The 17,722-nt window shown below is 64.0% G+C and carries 15 protein-coding genes; 10 read left to right on the top strand and 5 right to left on the bottom strand.

The annotated features are described in order from the left end of the window. The first annotated feature begins 30 nt into the window (after window positions 1–30). Together K420_RS0102330 and K420_RS0102325 are read left to right on the top strand one after the other, a co-directional pair. Entirely contained in the window at window positions 31–573 is a 543-nt protein-coding gene (locus K420_RS0102330; protein ID WP_027456631.1) for a GNAT family N-acetyltransferase, read from the top strand. After that, entirely contained in the window at window positions 570–977 is a 408-nt protein-coding gene (locus tag K420_RS0102325) for a DUF4870 family protein (protein WP_027456630.1), read from the top strand. Before K420_RS0102330 ends, K420_RS0102325 begins: the two co-directional genes overlap by 4 nt. A 6-nt stretch (window positions 978–983) precedes the next feature. Here the strand turns inward: K420_RS0102325 and K420_RS17900 are convergent, their stop codons facing one another. The 5 genes from K420_RS17900 to K420_RS0102300 form a co-directional block, all read right to left on the bottom strand. Then, window positions 984–1,745: a formylglycine-generating enzyme family protein gene (locus K420_RS17900; protein WP_051452922.1), complete on the bottom strand. Its 762-nt coding sequence runs from the start codon at window positions 1,743–1,745 to the stop codon at window positions 984–986. Window positions 1,746–1,821: 76 nt separating this feature from the next. Beyond that, window positions 1,822–2,421, bottom strand: a complete 600-nt coding sequence (locus K420_RS0102315) for a YitT family protein (RefSeq protein WP_027456629.1) — start codon at window positions 2,419–2,421, stop codon at window positions 1,822–1,824. Then, window positions 2,418–3,116: a hypothetical protein gene (locus K420_RS0102310; protein WP_027456628.1), complete on the bottom strand. Its 699-nt coding sequence runs from the start codon at window positions 3,114–3,116 to the stop codon at window positions 2,418–2,420. The genes K420_RS0102315 and K420_RS0102310 overlap by 4 nt, the downstream gene beginning before the upstream one ends. Then, window positions 3,109–4,596 (bottom strand): D-alanyl-D-alanine carboxypeptidase/D-alanyl-D-alanine endopeptidase, encoded by a 1,488-nt coding sequence (gene dacB / locus K420_RS0102305; RefSeq protein WP_084019531.1) that lies wholly within the window; start codon window positions 4,594–4,596, stop codon window positions 3,109–3,111. The genes K420_RS0102310 and dacB overlap by 8 nt, the downstream gene beginning before the upstream one ends. A 58-nt stretch (window positions 4,597–4,654) precedes the next feature. Beyond that, window positions 4,655–6,739, bottom strand: a complete 2,085-nt coding sequence (locus K420_RS0102300; RefSeq protein ID WP_027456626.1) for a methyl-accepting chemotaxis protein — start codon at window positions 6,737–6,739, stop codon at window positions 4,655–4,657. Window positions 6,740–6,875: 136 nt separating this feature from the next. On the opposite strand from K420_RS0102300, the gene K420_RS19535 reads away from it, so the two are divergent. The 8 genes from K420_RS19535 to K420_RS0102260 all read left to right on the top strand — a co-directional run bounded on the left by K420_RS19535 (window position 6,876) and on the right by K420_RS0102260 (window position 17,695). Beyond that, window positions 6,876–9,017 (top strand): diguanylate cyclase domain-containing protein, encoded by a 2,142-nt coding sequence (locus K420_RS19535; protein WP_198293783.1) that lies wholly within the window; start codon window positions 6,876–6,878, stop codon window positions 9,015–9,017. Between the two features lie 235 nt (window positions 9,018–9,252). Continuing rightward, entirely contained in the window at window positions 9,253–10,728 is a 1,476-nt protein-coding gene (locus K420_RS0102290; protein WP_027456625.1) for a type IV pili methyl-accepting chemotaxis transducer N-terminal domain-containing protein, read from the top strand. A 283-nt stretch (window positions 10,729–11,011) separates the two neighbouring features. Further along, entirely contained in the window at window positions 11,012–11,302 is a 291-nt protein-coding gene (locus K420_RS0102285) for a co-chaperone GroES (protein ID WP_027456624.1), read from the top strand. Between the two features lie 77 nt (window positions 11,303–11,379). Further along, window positions 11,380–13,023: a chaperonin GroEL gene (gene groL / locus K420_RS0102280; RefSeq protein WP_027456623.1), complete on the top strand. Its 1,644-nt coding sequence runs from the start codon at window positions 11,380–11,382 to the stop codon at window positions 13,021–13,023. A 214-nt stretch (window positions 13,024–13,237) separates the two neighbouring features. Beyond that, on the top strand, window positions 13,238–13,543 hold the full coding sequence (locus K420_RS0102275) for a DUF485 domain-containing protein (protein ID WP_027456622.1): 306 nt from the start codon (window positions 13,238–13,240) through the stop codon (window positions 13,541–13,543). Between the two features lies 1 nt (window position 13,544). Next, entirely contained in the window at window positions 13,545–15,221 is a 1,677-nt protein-coding gene (locus K420_RS0102270; protein ID WP_035854407.1) for a cation acetate symporter, read from the top strand. Window positions 15,222–15,543: 322 nt separating this feature from the next. Beyond that, window positions 15,544–16,215 (top strand): response regulator transcription factor, encoded by a 672-nt coding sequence (locus tag K420_RS17885; protein WP_035854406.1) that lies wholly within the window; start codon window positions 15,544–15,546, stop codon window positions 16,213–16,215. Next, window positions 16,193–17,695: a sensor histidine kinase gene (locus K420_RS0102260; RefSeq protein ID WP_027456620.1), complete on the top strand. Its 1,503-nt coding sequence runs from the start codon at window positions 16,193–16,195 to the stop codon at window positions 17,693–17,695. The genes K420_RS17885 and K420_RS0102260 overlap by 23 nt, the downstream gene beginning before the upstream one ends. Window positions 17,696–17,722 lie beyond the last annotated feature (27 nt).

Below are 17,722 nucleotides of genomic sequence, written 5' to 3'. Positions count from 1 at the left end.
GGGTTGAACAATGAGGGAACGCTCCGTACCATGGAGCGCTCCTTCATTGCCCGAGGCCGCGCCTTGTCTTCCGCCGACTCCCTGGCCGTTTGCGCCACCGACTTCACCCTGCCGCAACACGCGGCCGCCTGGCTGGAACTGCTCGACCACTACGCCCGCGATCCGATGGGCGGCGGCACCGGCTTGTCGGATTACGCCAAGGCCAACCTCGTGCGCGAACTGGCCAACCTGCCCAGCTTCCACGGGGCGCTGGCCTTTTCGGGCAACCAGGCGGTCGGCCTGATCAACTGCTTTGCCGGCTTTTCGACCTTCGCCGCCAAGCCGCTGCTCAACGTGCATGACATCGTCGTGCACGCCAGCCGGCGCGGCCAGGGCATCGGCCAGGCCCTGCTGGCCTGGGCCGAGCAGCGGGCCGGCGAACTCGGCTGCTGCAAGCTGACATTGGAGGTGCTCTCCAACAACACGCGGGCGATGGCTGCCTACCAACAGGCCGGGTACGTGCCCTACGTGCTCGATCCGGCCGCCGGCCATGCCTTGCTGATGCAGAAAACGCTTCCGGAGGAAACGGCATGAACCAACCCGTCCCGTCACCTGACCTGCAGGGCGTTCGCCCCTCGCTGGTCCAGCTCACCCACGTCATCTACGGCCTGCATGCGCTGGCCGTGGTCATCGGCGTCACTTCGTCGGCCACCGTCGCCGGCGGCTTTGTTTTTGGCCTGCCATCGCTGATCGCGGTCTTCCTCAATTACCTGAAGCGCGGCGACGTCCGCGGCACCTGGCTGGAAAGCCATTTCGTCTGGCAGATCCGTACCTTCTGGTTCACGCTGCTCTGGCTGGTGGTCTATGGCGTGCTGATCATCACCATCATCGGCATCCCGCTCGCCTGGCTATTGATCGTCCTGCTCGGCCTGTGGGTCGGCTACCGCGTGATTCGCGGCTGGTTGGCCCTGTCCGGCGTCAGGCCGGTCGGCCCCTGAGGCGCTTCAGTCGGCTTCGAGAACCAGCCGGAAGCCGACGAAATCGAAGCGCGCCGTCGGCCGGCAGTGCATGTGGCGCTTGCTGCAGCGCGAGAAGCCGGCGTCGTGCGACCAGGCACCGCCGCGCAGCAGCCGGGCCGGCCCGTCGGCGACATGGCGCGGGTTGTCGCGGCGGTGGTGCACATAGGCGTCCGGTGCGTAGATGTCGGACACCCACTCCCACAAGTTGCCGCTCATGTCGTGCAGCCCCAGCGCGTTGGGCGGAAAGGTGCCGACCGGCACCGTGCCCTCGCCGTGCCGTTCGGCGTATTCGGCCGTATTGGCCCCCGCCGGTGGCGGCTTGCCGCCGAACATCGCCAGCTGCCCGGCGGCGCGGCAGGCGTATTCCCATTCGGCTTCGGTCGGCAGGCGGAAGGTCCGCCCCGGATTGGCCTCGCTCAGGCGGAAGATGAAGCCGGCGATGTCCATCTGGTTGACGCTGTCCACCGGCAGCCGGTCGCTGCCGACATAGGCCGACGGATTGACGCTGACCGCCTTCTGCCATTCGCCCTGCGTCACTTCGTAGCGCCCGATCCAGTAGCTTTTCAGGCAGACCTCGTGCGGTGGCTGCTCGTTCGCCTCGCCCTTGCCGAAGGTGTCGCCCATCACGTAGCAGCCAGCCGGCATGCGGACGAATTCGATACCGGTCAGCGGCTCGCGCCAGGTTTCCTGGGCGAAGATCGGCCGGGGGGCGAGCAGGGCGAGGGCGATGGGGAGTGTCAGGCGCATCAGCGAATGCTAATACGCCGCAGCCCGATCGGCCATGAGCTGAATCAAGCTGACCTGCCGCGTCCCTTCGCCCGACTCAGGTGCCCATGTAGCGGCCGGCCTTGTGATTGACTGCGATAACCAGGTTGAGGGCCAGCGCGCCGACGATCGACAGGCCGACGCTGAGTGGGTCGCGGATGAACAGGGCGGCGCCGAGGATCAGGCAGTCGGCCGCCATCTGCAGCTTGCCGGCACGCCAGCCGCGCGTGTTCTGCCAATGGATGACGAGGATGCCGAGGCCGCCGAGGCTGGCCTTGTGGCGGATCAGCATCAACAGGCTGATGCCGGCCAGGAAGCCGCCCATGATCGCCGCGAACAGGCGGTCCAGGTTATGCAGCTGGACCAGGCTGGGCAGCAGTTCGGTGTACAGCGCGAGCAGGCTGACCGACAGGAAGGTCTTGAGGGTGAAGTCCCGCCCCATCGAGCGCAGGGCCAGCAGGTAGAAGGGCAGATTGATGGTGAAGAGCAGCGCCCCGATCGGCCAGCCGCTCAGGTAGTGCAGCAGGAAGGCGATGCCCACCGTGCCCCCGGTGAGCAGCCCGGCCTCGCGAAAGAGCAGCACGGCAAAGGCGAAGAAAAGCGGGGCGACGAGCAGGGCCTGGGCGTCTTCGAACAGGTTGTGGCGAACGGCGTTCATGCGGCGTAGTAACGGCGGATGACGGCCAGCGACCGGGAATAGCTGTGCGCAATCTGTTCCGGCAAATAGCGGTGCGTGGTGCCGACCGGGCAGGCCTGGCGGGCCAGGCAGCCGAGGGCGCAGGCCGAGGCGGGTTGCAGGCGGTAGCGGCTGCAGGTGTCGAGATCGAAACGGCCGTCGGCCAGGGCACCGGCCGGGCAGCTGCCGATGCAGGGGAGGGTGGCGCAGCTTGGGCAGGGGCTGCGGTCGTGCAGCGGCACCGAAGGCGGGAAGCCGGTGTCGGCGATGGCTACCGCCCGATAGGCATACCAGCTGCCCCATTCCCGGTCCACGCCTACCATGATGGGCGACGGCTGGTGCCAGCCGGCCAGCTGGCCGAGCGCCTGCAGGCCGATCCGTGCCTCGCCCGGGAAGAGCAGGCGATAGCGCCGATCGGGCAGCTGTTCGGCAAACCAGCGGCGCACGGTCCGGATGCTGTAGTCGTCGATCGGATCCTCGCCCGCGATGCCGGCGGCTTGGACGCATTCCCACAGGCGACGCCCGCCATGGCCGAAGAGGATCAGCTGTCGTTCACCGGCCTGCGGTGCCAGGGGCGCCAGGATGTCGGTCGGCAGATCGGCGAGGTCGAAGACGAACTGCCGGTTGAGGCCGGCGGCATCCAGGAAATCGGCCGGGAAGGCGGTCCGCTCAGTCACTTTCCAGCACCCCGCGCGGCTCACCGTGACGGCGTTGCGCCACCCAGTCGATCAGCGCGTCGATCGCAGCACTGCCGGCCTGGGCGCGCGGATGGTTGATCAGGAAGGTGACGGCATGCCGCCGGCCCTGGGCGTCCAGCGCGTAGCCCGCTGCCGTCTTGACGCCGTCCAGCGTGCCGGTCTTGATGTGGGCGCGGCCGGTTGCTGCGGCCTCCTTCAGGCGCTTCTTCATCGTCCCGTCGATGCCGACGATGGGCAGGCTGGCAACAAATTCCGGCATCACCGGACTCTTCCAGGCGTCGAGCAGCAGGCGATTCAGGCTGCCGGCGCTGATCCGCTCGCTGCGCGACAGGCCGGAGCCGTTGTCGAGCACCAGTTCGTCGAAGCGCAGCCGGCGCCCGGCCAGCCAGTCGGCGACGCGCTGCCGGGCACGCTCGGTGGTCGCCGGTGCGGCGCCCCCCAGGGGGATGTCCTTCGCGGCCTCATTGCCGAGGGTCAGGAAAACCTGGCGCGCCATCACGTTGTTGCTGAACTTGTTGATGTCGCGCACGGCGTCGGCCAGCGGGGGCGATTCATGCTCGGTCAGCAGGCGGGCGCCGAGCGGGACGGCACCGGCGCGTACCTGGCCGTTGAGGCTGCCGCCCAGTTCCTTCCACAGGGCGCGGATCAACCCGCTGGCCTGGGCGTCGGCCGGCAAGGGGGCCAGGTTGAGCGTCTTCTCGCCGCACAGCGCGGCGTAGGTGCCGGTGAATTCCAGGCGGCTGCCGCCGTTGTCGGGGATCAGGCGGGTCTGGATGAAATCCTTCCAGTTGCTGCTGCAATCGGCGGCGCTGCTTTTCAACTGGTTGTCGATGCGCAGCCCCTCGCTCGGTGTTTCCTGCAGCACGCGCGGCTTGCCGTTGTCCGGCAGCAGCGTGAAGCGCAGGGCGCGGAAATTGAGCAGCAGGCCATCCGGGCCGACGTTGTAGGGGCGCATCGGCTTGTCGTCGAAGGCGCCGGGGTCGATGGCCGGCACGTTGAAGGCGCTGCGGTCGAGCACCATGTCGCCGTTGATCTGGCGGATGCCGCGCACCTGCATCTGGCGCAGCAGGCTCCACAGGTGTTCGATGGCAAAGCGCGGGTCGCCGCTGCCGCGCAGATAGACGTTGCCGTTCAATACCCCCTCGACCGGCGCCGCTTCAGTCCACAGCGTGGTTTTCCAGGTGTAGGCCGGGCCGAGCAGATCGAGGGCGGCGTAGGTGGTGACCAGCTTCATGACCGAAGCCGGGTTCAGTGCCTGGCTGGCGTTGTGGGCGACCAGCGGCGCAGCGGCATCGACCGGCTGGACGACAACGGCGACGTGGCTGGCGGGAATCTGTGCCGCCTTCAGGGCGCGCATGACGCCGGGTGGCAGGCCGTCGGCCCGGGCCGGCAGGATGGTGGCAAGCAAGGCGAGGGCAAGGCAAGGCGGGAAAAAACGGGAAAGGAGAGAGGCGCGCATCGGAAAACCGGCAAAGAAAAAGGGAGGCCGCAGCCTCCCCGATTCTAAGCGGCGACGCTTACTTGCGGTACAGCTCGAAGCTGGAAATCAACGCTTCCAGTTCGCTCGAGGTGTGCAGCAGTTCGTCGGCGGCCTGACGCGCGGCGCGGGCCGAGGCGGTGTTCTGCTCGATCAGGTCGGTGATCTGCTGCATGCTCTGGGCGACTTCCTCGCTGGCGATGCCCTGCTGGCGCGAGGCGTCGGAAATCTGCGTCGACATCTGCGTCACCACGCTGGCGGATTCGGCAATGCCCTGCAGGCCGGCGACGCTTTCGCGTAGCATGCCGATCCCCGTATCCACTTCGTTCGCCGCCAAGGTCATGCTGGACACCGCCTGGGCGGTGACCGTCTGGATCTCGCTGACCGTGGTGTTGATGTCGGCAGTCGAGGCCGTCGTCCGCTCGGCCAGCTTGCGTACCTCGTCGGCCACCACCGCGAAGCCGCGCCCCTGCTCGCCGGCACGCGCCGCCTCGATCGCGGCATTCAGCGCCAGCAGGTTGGTCTGGCTGGCGATGTCGGCGATGACGCCGGTGATGTCGCCGATCTTGGCGATCGACCGGTTGAGCTGATCGATGGTGCTGTTCGAGGCCTGCACCGCCTCGACGACCCGCGTCGTGGCGAGCATGCTCTGGTTGATGTTGGTGTTGCTCTGGCTGACCTTGGCCTGCGAATCGCGGGCTGCCGCGGCAGTTTCCTGCACGTTGGCCGCCACTTCCTGCACCGACTGGCTGAATTCCTCGGTCGCCGCAGCGACGCCCTCGACGCTCGCCTGCTGCTGTTCAGACTGCTCGGCTACCTGCTGCATCTGCGTTTCCAGCTGCTGGCAGCGTTGATCGATGGCCCGCGACGCGGCGTTGATGTTGTCGAGCATCGCCTTCAACATGACCTGCATGGTCGCCAGGTTGCACAGCAACAGGCCGGTTTCGTCGCGACCCTCGATGTCGATCTCGTCGGTCAGCTTGCCTTCGGCAATGCGCTCGAAATGACCAATCGCCCGGTGCAGCGGACGGGTGATCGAGCGGGTCAGCAGCCAGCCGCCGATGCCGCCGAGCAGCAGGGCGCCGAGCAGGCTGCCGATGGTCAGGTTGCGGATCGTCGCATAGCGGGCCTCGGCTGCCTGGTGGGTCTCGGCCGCGGAGCGTGACAGTTCGCTGATCAGGGCTTCGCCGTCACGCTTCATTTCAGCGTACAGCGGGTTGATCTTGAGCAGCAGCAGCTCGTTTGCCTCGAGATACTTGCCCTCCTTGAGCAGCCTGCGCGCGACATTGATGCCTTCACTGGAGTAGCGTTCGCGGGTAGCGCTGAATTTGGCGAACAGCGCCTGTTCCTGCTCGCTCAGCGGGTGCTTCTTCAGTTCTTCGAGCGCGGCGTTGATTTCCTGGCGATTTTTCAGGGTGTTGTCGACGTGCAGGTCGAGCGGGTGGTCGTGCAGCCTGGCGCTCGGGTTGGCCGGGTCATGCTGCAGGCCGAGCATGATCTGCGACCGGTTGTCCGAGAGCAGGAACATCATCTTGCTGGCCAGGTTGGAAGGGATCTGTTTTTCCTGGTAGAGGGTTTGCAGCGAAACGTTGCTTTCGCTGACGCCGCGCAGGCCGATCACGCCGACCAGCAGCATGAGGGCCAGGATGGCGGCGGTCGAACCCCACAGCCGGGTGGCCAGCGACAGGCTGCGCCGGCCCGTACGCGGCAGGCTGCCGGTTTGCCCGGCGGCCCGGTAGGCGGCCTCCACCGCGCTGCGCCGGCTGGCCGGGGCGGGGGTGCGTACCGACTGGTAGCCGGTGATCCGGCCATCCTGCTTGATCGGTGTGACGAAGGCCTCGACCCAGTAGAAGTCGCCGTTCTTGCAGCGGTTCTTGACCAGGCCGCGCCAGGGCAGGCCTTGCTTGACGGTGGCCCACAGATCGGCGAAGGCGGCTTGCGGCATGTCCGGGTGGCGGACGATGTTGTGGCTGCTGCCGATCAGTTCCTCGCGGCTGAAGCCGCTGATGTCGACAAAGGCATCATTGGCGTAGGTGATGATGCCCTTGAGATCGGTGCGGGAAACGAGGTAAGTGTCGGGAGGAAAAGGGATTTCCCGCTGCGTGACGGGTTGGTTGTTCTTCATGGGGAGGGTGATGCCTTTATAGTTTGTGGTGGCAATATACAAAAAATAAGAAGACCGTGCATGTGCTTTGCCTTTTTTACATTGTTACAATCCTGGGTGTGTCTTGTCTTCGGAGGCATGGACAGCGATGGATGCCATGGACAACGGGTTGGAACAGCGCGTCGAAAGGGCGGCGGTTGGTGGTCCGCGCTATGCGCAGTGGCTGGCGCTCGGTTATCTGGTCGGCATCGTCCTCTGCGCCCTGGTCATCTATGCCGAGTTCCGGCAGATCGACCGCCAGATCGAGACACTGGTCCGTGAGCGGGGCAGCGTGCTGTTCCACCTTGTCGAACTGACGCGTGACTGGAATGCCAGCCACGGCGGCATCTATGCCCCGGTCACCGAGGAAACCCAACCGAATCCCTACCTCAAGCATCCGAAGCGCGATGTCGTGACCACCGACGGCATGCGTCTGACCCTGGTCAATCCAGCCTACATGACCCGGCAGATCGCGGAAGTCGCTGAGCGGGTCGATGGGGTGAAGTTCCACATCACCAGCCTCAACCCGCTGCGCCCGGCCAACGCTGCCGATCCATGGGAGACCGAGGCGCTCAGACTGTTCGAGCAGGGTCGCAGCGAAGTGCTGATGGAACAGAACATCGCCGGTATGCCGGTGCATCGCTACATGGCCCCGCTCTTCGTCAAGGAGTCCTGCCTGAAATGCCACGCCGATCAAGGCTACAAGGTGGGGGATATTCGCGGCGGTATCAGCGTCACCATGCCGGCCGAGAGTATTCTCGCCATCCGGGCCGAGCAGCGCCTGCGGGTGCTGCTGACCTTCGGTGGCGCCGGCGCTGCTATCCTGCTCCTGCTGCATTTTGCCGCCAGTCGGTCGCGCCGCCATTTTCTGCACCTGCAGCAAGTCAGTGCCGGCCAGGAGCGCCTGATCGCCGAACGGACGCAGGCCTTGTCGGAGGCCAACAGCCACCTGCGCGACGAGGTCGCGGAGCGCCAACGCAAGGAGGAGCAGATTTCGCAGAGCGAGGCGCGTTATCGTTCGGTCATCGAAGCCAGCCAGAACGCCATTCTCGTCGCCCAGGCCCCCGATTTCGCCATCGTCTTCGCCAACGAGCAGGCGGCCGTGCTGTTCGGGCAGGAGCCCGAGCGGATCGTCGGCCAGCAGTTGGCTGCCTTCGTCGCGCCGCATGATCGCGACATGGTCGCCGGCCGGCTGGCGCGGCGCATCAAGGGCGAGCCGGTGTCGCCCACGACACGGGTTCGCTTCGCCCGACCGGATGGCAGCCATCTGCGGGTTGGCGATGTCCATGTCGCCCGCATCGAGGCGTCGCCGGCTGCGGTGCAGTGGGTGGTCAGCATCAAGGATGTCACGGAGCGTCTGGCCGACGAGCGTGCCCTGCAGATCGCCGCCGCGGTGATGGAGAGCGCCTCGGAAGGCATCATCGTGACCGATGCCGCCAATCGCATCATCCAGGTCAATCCTGCCTTTACCGCCATCACCGGCTACCGGCCGCAGGAAGTGCAAGGCAAGGATCTGCGTTTCCTCGGGGCCAGCCAGCATGATCCGGAATTCTTCGACCTGCTCTGGCTCAAGCTCGAGCAGGATGGCCACTGGGAGGGCGAGGTCTGGAATCGGCGGCCGGATGGTTCGGTCTATGTCGTCTGGCTCAGCATCTCGGCGATCAGCGACGATGGCGCCGACAGCGGCGGGCGGCATGTCGCCACCTTCATCGACATCACGCAGCGCAAGGAGGTCGAGGAACTGCTCCGTCACCGGGCGCAGAGCGATCCACTGACCGATCTGCCCAACCGCACGCTGTTCTACGACCGCCTGCAGGTTGCGCTTTCCCAGGCGCGTCGCTACGGCCATGAGTTTGCGCTGCTCTACATCGACCTCGATTATTTCAAGGCGGTCAACGACAGCATGGGGCATGCCGCGGGCGACCAGCTACTGGTCGAAACGGCACACCGCCTGCTGCAGGCGGTGCGTGAATCGGATACGGTGGCCCGCCTGGGGGGTGATGAATTCGCCGTCATCCTGCCCCAGATCGGCGGCCGATCGGAAGTCGAGGAAATCGCCCGCCGGGTGCTGAGCGCAGTCGCCCGGCCCTATCAGTTGACCGCCGGCGAAGCCCGGGTGTCGGCCAGTATCGGCGGGGCGATCTACCCGCAGCATGGTGGCGATCTGGAAGGCATCCGCGCCAGTGCGGACGCGGCGCTCTATCGGGCCAAGGAGGCGGGGCGAAACACCTATCGCCTGGCTGAGCGACAATCCGTCTGAACGCAGGGCGCTGCTGTGGGTAAGCGCCGATATATACTTTCGGCGCAGTTGCTTGATGCTTGTCAAGCGTGATCACCGGGGCGCCAGATCCACCAGCAAGCGCAACGCCTGCAGCACGCAAAACGACGTTTGCTAAGCCAAAAGGAGGGGAGGATTCGTTCCATAGGCAGATTTATCCCCCTCCTTCATTTGCCCTAGTATTTCCTTATCGTATTCCTTTGCCTGGATTCACAGCTTGAGCGCAAAATCAAACGACCCGCTGCGCGCGCAGCGGGAACTGCTTTCCGGTAGCCAATTGCTGGGCGGTCTGCCCGCGGCATTGCTCGATACACTGGTGGCAACCAGCCGTCTGGTCAAACTCGCTGCCAACCAGACTCTCTATGCGGCTGGCGACCCGGTGCGCGAAGCGTTCATCCTGTTCTCCGGCAGCGTCCAGCGTGCAATGAACATGCCCGGCGGCACGACGCGGGTCATCCAGCTGGTCCAGGAGGAGCAGTTGCTCAGCCCTGGCGAGGTGTTTGGCGCCAGCCACTACGCATCCAGCTGCACCAGCATCGCAGCCGCCCAACTGGTCGCCATCGATGCGCCCGCCTTGCGCAAATTGATGCACCAGAATCACGACCTGGGTTGCCGCATCGTCAGTTTGCTGGCCCAGCGCCTGTGTGCCACCGAATTCGATGTCACCGGTTTTCACTACGGACTGACCGGCGCCCAGCGCCTGCTCGATTACCTGCTCGAACTGGCCGGCGACCAGGCCGGCCTGGCCGGGGAAACGACCGTGGAACTCAAGGCGAGCAAGAAGGTCGTTGCCGCCCGCATCGGCATGACGCCTGAATCCCTGTCGCGCAACCTGCGCGAATTGAGTGAGCGGGGGGTCATTGTCGTCGAAGGGCGCAGCGTGCATATCCAGAATGCCGCGCTGAGCGACACGATCGGCGGCAGCACCCGGCAGCGGGTCAATTTCAGTCGCAAGCGCAAGGGCGATGTCGCCGGCCGGAAGATATCCTCCGGCGCCCTGATCAACCTGTGTGGCCGCCTGCGCCTGCTCTCCCAGCGCCTGGCGCTCACCTGGGGGGCGGTGGTTTCCGGCCTGGCCCCGGCCCGGGAGCGAGCCCGCTTGCACCAGCTGGAGAGGGAGTTTGTCCGCAACCTGTCGCGTCTGGAACAACTGGAACTGGATGGGGAGCTGCGCTCCGTTCTGGCTGCCATCCAGGACTTGTGGCCGGGCTATCGCGCGGCGCTGAACGAGGAGGATCCGGCTATCGCCGAGCGCGTTTTCAGCCTGAGCGAAGACATGCTTGCCGTTGCCGACCGACTGACCGTCACGGCCACCCGTCTGGTCGGTGTGTCCGAGGTCAGCTATGTCAATCAGGCAGGGCGCAACCGCATGCTGTTGCAGCGTATCGCCAAGCTCTTCCTGTTTCGGGAGTGGGCTGGCCTGCAGGAACGTGTGGCCGAACTGTCGCCGCCCAGTTGTGATGAGTTCGAGAGCAACCTGCGGGAGCTGACTGTCGCCGGTGCCCCGTACCCGGAGGTGGTCGCCCAGCTCGACGTGGTGGACAAGCAGTGGCGCAAGTTCATCCGCACGCTCTGTCCCGATCTGGCCTATGCCGGGTGGAGCAAGCATGCCCGCCTGGTGCTGATCGAGAGTGATCGCCTGCTGCGCGGCGTTGATACGGCGGCCAAACTGTTCGAGCGCTTGTCGAAGTAGTGCGCCGGGCGGCATCCCCTCTCAGGCGGGCCGGCGCGGCCTCTCCGGGTGGCATGTGGCCCGCATTTTCCCGTTGCGGCGATTTCCCTCCCCGCCGAATTTTCCCGAGGGGGCAAGGACAATTTTTTGCAACCTTGCCTCTTGAAAAGGCCGGATGGCACCCCTATTATTAGCACTCACCGACGACGAGTGCTAACAGAATGCCCGTCCGGCTCCCGCGTCCGTGCCCTGCACGACCGGCCCATTTCAGTTTTGTCGCAACTCATTTTGAGGAGTCTGTTCTATGAATATCCGTCCTTTGCACGACCGTGTGATCGTCAAGCGCGTTGAAGCCGAGCGCACCACCGCTTCCGGTATCGTCATCCCCGATTCCGCCGGCGAGAAGCCGGATCAGGGTGAAGTTCTGGCCGTCGGTCCGGGCAAGCGCGACGAGAACGGCAAGCACGTCGCCCTCGACGTCAAGGTCGGCGACCGCGTCCTGTTCGGCAAGTACGCCGGCCAGGCTGTCAAGGTCGATGGCCAGGAAGTCCTGGTCATGCGCGAAGAAGACATCATGGGTGTCCTGCAGAAGTAATTCGGCACGTATCCCAGGGGTGCTTCCTCCGGGGGGCGCCCGACGTTCTCAACAGATCAAAATTCAGGAGCTATTAAATGGCAGCTAAAGAAGTCAAATTCGGTGATTCCGCCCGCGCCCGCATGGTCGAAGGCATCAACATCCTGGCCGACGCCGTCAAGGTCACCCTCGGTCCGAAGGGCCGCAACGTCGTGCTCGAGCGTTCCTTCGGCGGCCCGACCGTCACCAAGGACGGCGTTTCCGTCGCCAAGGAAATCGAACTGAAGGACAAGTTCGCCAACATGGGCGCCCAGATGGTCAAGGAAGTCGCTTCCAAGACCTCCGACATCGCCGGTGACGGCACCACCACCGCCACCGTGCTGGCCCAGGCCATCGTTCGCGAAGGCATGAAGTACGTGGCCGCCGGCATGAACCCGATGGACCTGAAGCGCGGCATCGACAAGGCTGTCGCCGCCACCATCGAAGAGCTGAAGGGCATCTCCAAGCCCTGCACCACGACCAAGGAAATCGCCCAGGTCGGTTCCATCTCCGCCAACTCCGACGCTTCCATCGGCAACATCATCGCCGAAGCCATGGAGAAGGTCGGCAAGGAAGGCGTCATCACCGTTGAAGACGGCAAGTCCCTGAACAACGAACTCGACGTCGTCGAAGGCATGCAGTTCGACCGCGGCTACCTGTCCCCGTACTTCATCAACAACCCGGATAAGCAGATCGCCCTGCTCGACAACCCGTTCGTCCTGCTCTTCGACAAGAAGATCTCGAACATCCGTGACCTGCTGCCGGTGCTGGAACAAGTCGCCAAGGCTTCCCGTCCGCTGCTGATCATCGCCGAAGACGTCGATGGCGAAGCGCTGGCCACCCTGGTCGTGAACAACATCCGTGGCATCCTGAAGACCGTCGCCGTCAAGGCTCCGGGCTTTGGCGACCGTCGCAAGGCCATGCTGGAAGACATCGCCATCCTGACCGGCGGTACCGTCATCTCCGAAGAGACCGGTCTGTCCCTGGAAAAGGCCACCCTGAAGGATCTGGGCCAGGCCAAGCGTGTCGAAATCGCCAAGGAAAACACCACCATCATCGACGGTGCCGGCGATGCCGCTTCGATCGAAGCCCGCGTCAAGCAGATCCGCGTCCAGATCGAGGAAGCGACCTCCGATTACGACCGCGAAAAGCTGCAGGAGCGTGTTGCCAAGCTGGCTGGCGGCGTTGCCGTCATCAAGGTTGGCGCTGCCACCGAAGTTGAAATGAAGGAAAAGAAGGCCCGCGTCGAAGACGCCCTGCACGCTACCCGTGCTGCCGTTGAAGAAGGCATCGTCGCCGGTGGCGGCGTCGCCCTGCTGCGTGCCCGTGCCAACATCGCCAAGCTGAAGGGCGACAACCATGACCAGGACGCCGGCATCAAGCTGATCCTGAAGGCCATGGAAGCTCCGCTGCGCGAAATCGTCGGCAACGCCGGCGACGAGCCGTCCGTCGTGGTCGACAAGGTCGTTCGCGGCAAGGGTAACTACGGTTACAACGCGGCTACCGGCGAATACGGCGACATGGTCGAAATGGGTGTTCTGGACCCGACCAAGGTCACCCGTACCGCCCTGCAGAACGCTGCTTCCGTCGCCGGCCTGATGCTGACGACCGAGTGCATGGTTGCCGAGCTGGCCGAAGACAAGCCGGCCATGCCCCCGATGGGCGGCATGGGCGACATGGGCGGCATGGGCATGGGTATGTAATACCCGCCCGAGCCTCTCCGCTCAACGAAGCCCCGCCTTGTGCGGGGCTTTTTCATTCCTGGGAGGGGGCGCCGGGCTTGCGTTTTCAGGATGATGAACGGGTTGCATCAAATATGGTGCAATCCGTTTACTGCTGTAAGTTAGTTGTAAGAAGGCTCCCCTACATTAGGCTCCGCAGCAATGCCTCTATAAACAAAATCTGAGGAGCAAATCAATGCAAGACGTACTTGATCGGATTACCAAGAATCCGAAATTCCACGAGTTCATTGCCATGCGCAGTCGATACTCGATCATCATGGCAATCGTCAGTGCCGCCATTTACTACGGCTTCATCCTGCTGGTCGCCTTCGACAAGGAACTGCTGGCCAAGAAGATTGGTGCAGGGGTTACCAGTCTGGGCGTGCCGATGGGCGTGGGCGTCATCGTCCTCACCATCGTTCTGACCTGGATCTACGTCCGTCGCGCCAACACCGAGTTCGACGCGACCAACGAAGCCATCATCAAGGAGGCGCAGAAGTAATATGTCCATCAAGCACATTCTCTCCGCCGTTGCCGCGCTGGCTGTCGCCGGCGGTGCCTTCGCAGCCGGCGCCGACCTCGGCGACACGCAGAAGCAGGCAACCAACTGGACGGCCATCGTCATGTTCGGCCTGTTCGTCGCCTTCACCCTTTACATCACCAAGGTCGCTGCAGCCAAGACCAAGTCCGCTGCTGACTTCTACACCGGCGGTGGCGGTATCACCGGCTTCCAGAACGGCCTGGCGATCGCCGGCGACTACATGTCGGCTGCCTCCTTCCTCGGTATTTCCGGTCTGGTGTTCGCCAACGGCTTCGACGGCCTGATCTTCTCGATCGGCTGGCTGGTCGGCTGGCCCGTCATCACCTTCCTGATGGCCGAACGCCTGCGTAACCTGGGCAAGTTCACGTTCGCTGACGTGGCTTCCTACCGTTTCTCGCAGACCCCGGTTCGCGTCTTCGCCGCTTCCGCCTCCCTGGTCATCGTCGCCTTCTACATGATTGCGCAGATGGTCGGTGCCGGTCAGCTGATCAAGGTGCTTTTCGGTCTCGAATACATGTACGCCGAAATCCTCGTCGGCATCATCATGCTGATGTACGTGCTGTTCGGTGGCATGACCGCAACGACCTGGGTGCAGATCATCAAGGCCGTCATGCTGCTCGGCGGTGCCACCTTCATGGCCGTGGCCGTGCTGCTGCAATTCGGCTTCTCGCCGGAGGCGCTGTTCGCCAAGGCGGTTGAAGTGCACTCCAAGAAGGACGCCATCATGGGTCCGGGTGCCCTGATCAAGGATCCGATCTCCGCCATCTCCGTCGGTATGGCGCTGATGTTCGGTACCGCTGGTCTGCCGCACATCCTGATGCGCTTCTTCACCGTGCCGAACGCCAAGGAAGCCCGTAAGTCGGTTGCCTGGGCAACCACCTGGATCGGCTACTTCTACATCCTGACCTTCATCATCGGCTTCGGCGCGATCACCAACCTGATCCAGAATCCGGGCGAGTTCTACATCGGCGGCGAAATTGCCAAGGGCCTGAAGGGTGGCGGCAACATGGCTGCTGTCCATCTGTCCAAGGCTGTCGGCGGCGACCTGTTCCTCGGCTTCATCTCGGCCGTGGCCTTCGCCACCATTCTGGCTGTGGTTGCTGGTCTGACCCTGTCCGGCGCTTCCGCCGTGTCGCATGACCTCTACGCTTCCGTGTTCAACAAGGGCTGCTCGTCGGAACAGGAACTGCGTGTTTCCAAGATCGCCACCATCGCCCTCGGCGTCCTGGCTATCGTTCTCGGTATCGCCTTCGAGAAGGAAAACGTGGCCTACATGGTCATGCTGGCCTTCACCGTCGCCTGTTCCTCCAACTTCCCGGTTCTCTTCATGTCCGTGCTGTGGAAGAACTGCACGACGCGGGGTGCGGTGGTCGGTGGCTTCGTCGGCCTGGTTCTGGCTGCTGTCCTGACCATCGGTTCCGCCAGCGTCTGGGAAGCCGTGCTGCACAACCCGAAGGGTTCTGCCTGGTTCCCGTACAACTCGGCCGCCATCTTCTCGATGAGCGCTGCCTTCTTCACGATCTGGCTGGTGTCCATCCTGGACAACTCGGCTCAGGCCAAGAAGGAGCGCGAGCTGTATCCGGCTCAGCAGCTGCGTTCGGAAACCGGTCTGGGTGCCTCTTCGGCTGCTGCCCACTAATCGGTCAAGCGCCACCAAGCAAAAAGCCCGGGTTTTCCCGGGCTTTTTTTCGTTCATGATGGCCGAGAAACGCGGCATCGGGCAGGGGGCGGAAAATGCGGACGTGCTTGTGCGCTGCGGAAAAACAACCGCAGTTTATTTGTTAGACTGTATGGGTTTGCTGGGGAAAAAAACGGTAGGGGGCTGCCCAGTGCAGGATCGGGCGACCCCCTGAGCAGCGGCGAACCGCATACTCCGAAGACCATAAAAGGAGAACAGCCCGATCAGGTTAAGCGGGCTGCCTTACAGAAATCTTACGCCGTGACAGGCGAATATCGAATCAATGCGCATACTTATCGCTGAAGACGACACGATCATCGCCGATGGCCTTTCCCGTTCCCTGCGCCAGGCGGGCTATGCCGTCGATTGGGCGCCCAACGGCGTCGAAGCTGACACAGCCCTGGCCACGGTGACCTACGATTTGCTGATTCTTGATCTCGGGCTGCCGAAAATGCCTGGCCTCGAGGTGCTCAAGCGCTTGCGGGCCCGCAATTCACAAGTGCCGGTCCTGATCTTGACGGCGCTCGACGGGACGGGCGACCGCGTCAAGGGGCTCGATCTGGGGGCGGACGACTATATGGTCAAGCCCTTCGAGCTGGCCGAGCTGGAAGCGCGGGTCAGGGCGCTGACTCGCCGCTCGGCCGGTACGTCTCCGACCATCCAGTGCGGTGCCCTGACTTACGATCAGGTCGGTCGGGTCGCCGTGATCAATGGTCAACCGCTGGAACTGTCGGCGCGCGAGGTTGGCTTGCTGGAGGTCTTGCTCAGCCGTATGGGCCGCCTGGTCAGCAAGGATCAGTTAGTGGACCACTTGTGCGGCTGGGGCGAGGAGGTCAGCCACAATGCCATCGAGGTTTACGTGCATCGCCTGCGCAAGAAAATCGAACCGGGCGGCGTGAAGATCGCCACCGTACGCGGCCTGGGTTATTGCCTTGAGCGACCCCAAGGCGAGTAATTCCCCGTCGGCGGCATCGGAAACCGAGCGCTCGCTGTTCGGCGAGATCCTCGACTGGATGCTGGCGCCCCTGTTGTTTGTCTGGCCGCTCAGCATCGCGTTCACCCATTACTTCGCCAATAACGTCGCCAACTACCCGTACGACCAAGCCTTGCGCGAGCACGTCGCCGCCATCGCCCGCCAGGTCAAGCTGGTCAACGGCAAGCCACTGCTTTCGCTGCCCGCCTCGACACGCGCCCTCTTGCGGGCCGATGAAACCGATAGCGTGTATTTCCGGGTGGTATCGATGGATGGCAGGCTGCTGGCCGGTGACAAGGATCTGCCGGCCATTGCAGCGCCGGTTGACGAGGAAATGGTGGCGGGCGAGATCTATCTGCGCGATGCGGATTTCAAGGGGCAGGATCTCCGACTGGCCTATACCTACCTCTTCGAGCCCGGCATGGCCAAGGGGCAATGGGTGATCATCGAGGTCGGCGAAACGACCGAGAAGCGCAGTCAACTGGCCAACAAGATCGTCGCCAGTGTCATCCTGCCGCAGTTCATCATCATTCCGCTCGCGGTCATGCTCGTCTGGTTCGGCCTGTCGCGCGGCCTGCGGCCGCTCACCCGCCTGCGCAAGACGATCGATGCGCGACAGCCGGACGACCTGTCGCCGATTGCCACCCGTCGTGTCCCGGAGGAGTTGGAGCCCCTGGTCGAGGCTTTCAACGAAATGCTTGCCCGCATGCAACGCAACGTCGAGGCACAGCAACGTTTCGTGGCCGATGCCGCCCACCAGATGCGAACGCCGCTTACCGGCCTGAAGACCCAGGCCCAGTTTGCCATCCGCGAAACCGACCCCGAAGCGTTGCGCCATGCGTTACGCCAGATCGCCACCGGCGTCGATCGTGCAGGGCGTCTGGTCAATCAACTGCTGACCCTGGCGCGCACCGAGGGTGGTGAACTGGCTCAGCGCAAGCATGAGGTGCTCGATCTCTCAGCCTTGATCCGCGATGTCGTTGCCGACTGGGTGATGATCGCCATCGAGAAGGAGATCGACCTCGGCTTCGAGACCGCCGGACCGGCCATGATCATGGGGAATCCCTTCCTGTTGCGGGAGCTCGCCAAGAACCTGATCGACAATGCGCTGCGGTACACCGGTCGCGGCGGCCATGTCACCTGCCGTATTGTCGCCAACCCCGATACGGTACTGTTCGAGGTCGAGGATGACGGAATCGGCATCAGCGAGGAGCAGGCCGAACTGGTGTTCGAGCGTTTCTATCGGGTTGACGATGCCAGCACCGAGGGGAGTGGTCTCGGCCTTGCCATTGTTCAGGAAATCGCCATGCAACATGATTCCAGGGCCAGCTTGCGCCCCAATCCGGCCGGTAAAGGGGCGATTGCCCGGGTCGCCTTCGCGGCCTGGCATCCGCCAACTCCGCCGACCCTGCCGGACGATTTTTCCGAGCTTTACCGCCAATCCCCACCCATCGGTGCCTGAGCGACGAACAAGAATGCAGAAATGTTC

The organism is Dechloromonas agitata is5 (genome assembly GCF_000519045.1).
In the GTDB taxonomy this organism is placed as follows: Bacteria; Pseudomonadota; Gammaproteobacteria; order Burkholderiales; family Rhodocyclaceae; genus Azonexus; species Azonexus agitatus.
Note: the sequence above shows the minus strand (reverse complement) of the source record. Positions and strands in the feature narration are given on the sequence as shown.

Bases quoted from the DNA above. Each gene is read 5' to 3' on its own strand.
- K420_RS17885 (WP_035854406.1), top strand. From the start codon at position 15,544: ATGCGCATACTTATCGCTGAAGACGACACGATCATCGCCGATGGCCTT.
- K420_RS19535 (WP_198293783.1), top strand. From the start codon at position 6,876: ATGGACAACGGGTTGGAACAGCGCGTCGAAAGGGCGGCGGTTGGTGGT.
- K420_RS0102325 (WP_027456630.1), top strand. From the start codon at position 570: ATGAACCAACCCGTCCCGTCACCTGACCTGCAGGGCGTTCGCCCCTCG.
- K420_RS0102300 (WP_027456626.1), bottom strand. From the start codon at position 6,739: ATGAAGAACAACCAACCCGTCACGCAGCGGGAAATCCCTTTTCCTCCC.
- K420_RS0102275 (WP_027456622.1), top strand. From the start codon at position 13,238: ATGCAAGACGTACTTGATCGGATTACCAAGAATCCGAAATTCCACGAG.
- K420_RS0102270 (WP_035854407.1), top strand. From the start codon at position 13,545: ATGTCCATCAAGCACATTCTCTCCGCCGTTGCCGCGCTGGCTGTCGCC.
- K420_RS0102285 (WP_027456624.1), top strand. From the start codon at position 11,012: ATGAATATCCGTCCTTTGCACGACCGTGTGATCGTCAAGCGCGTTGAA.
- K420_RS0102330 (WP_027456631.1), top strand. From the start codon at position 31: ATGGAGCGCTCCTTCATTGCCCGAGGCCGCGCCTTGTCTTCCGCCGAC.
- K420_RS0102315 (WP_027456629.1), bottom strand. From the start codon at position 2,421: ATGAACGCCGTTCGCCACAACCTGTTCGAAGACGCCCAGGCCCTGCTC.
- groL (WP_027456623.1), top strand. From the start codon at position 11,380: ATGGCAGCTAAAGAAGTCAAATTCGGTGATTCCGCCCGCGCCCGCATG.
- dacB (WP_084019531.1), bottom strand. From the start codon at position 4,596: ATGCGCGCCTCTCTCCTTTCCCGTTTTTTCCCGCCTTGCCTTGCCCTC.
- K420_RS17900 (WP_051452922.1), bottom strand. From the start codon at position 1,745: ATGCGCCTGACACTCCCCATCGCCCTCGCCCTGCTCGCCCCCCGGCCG.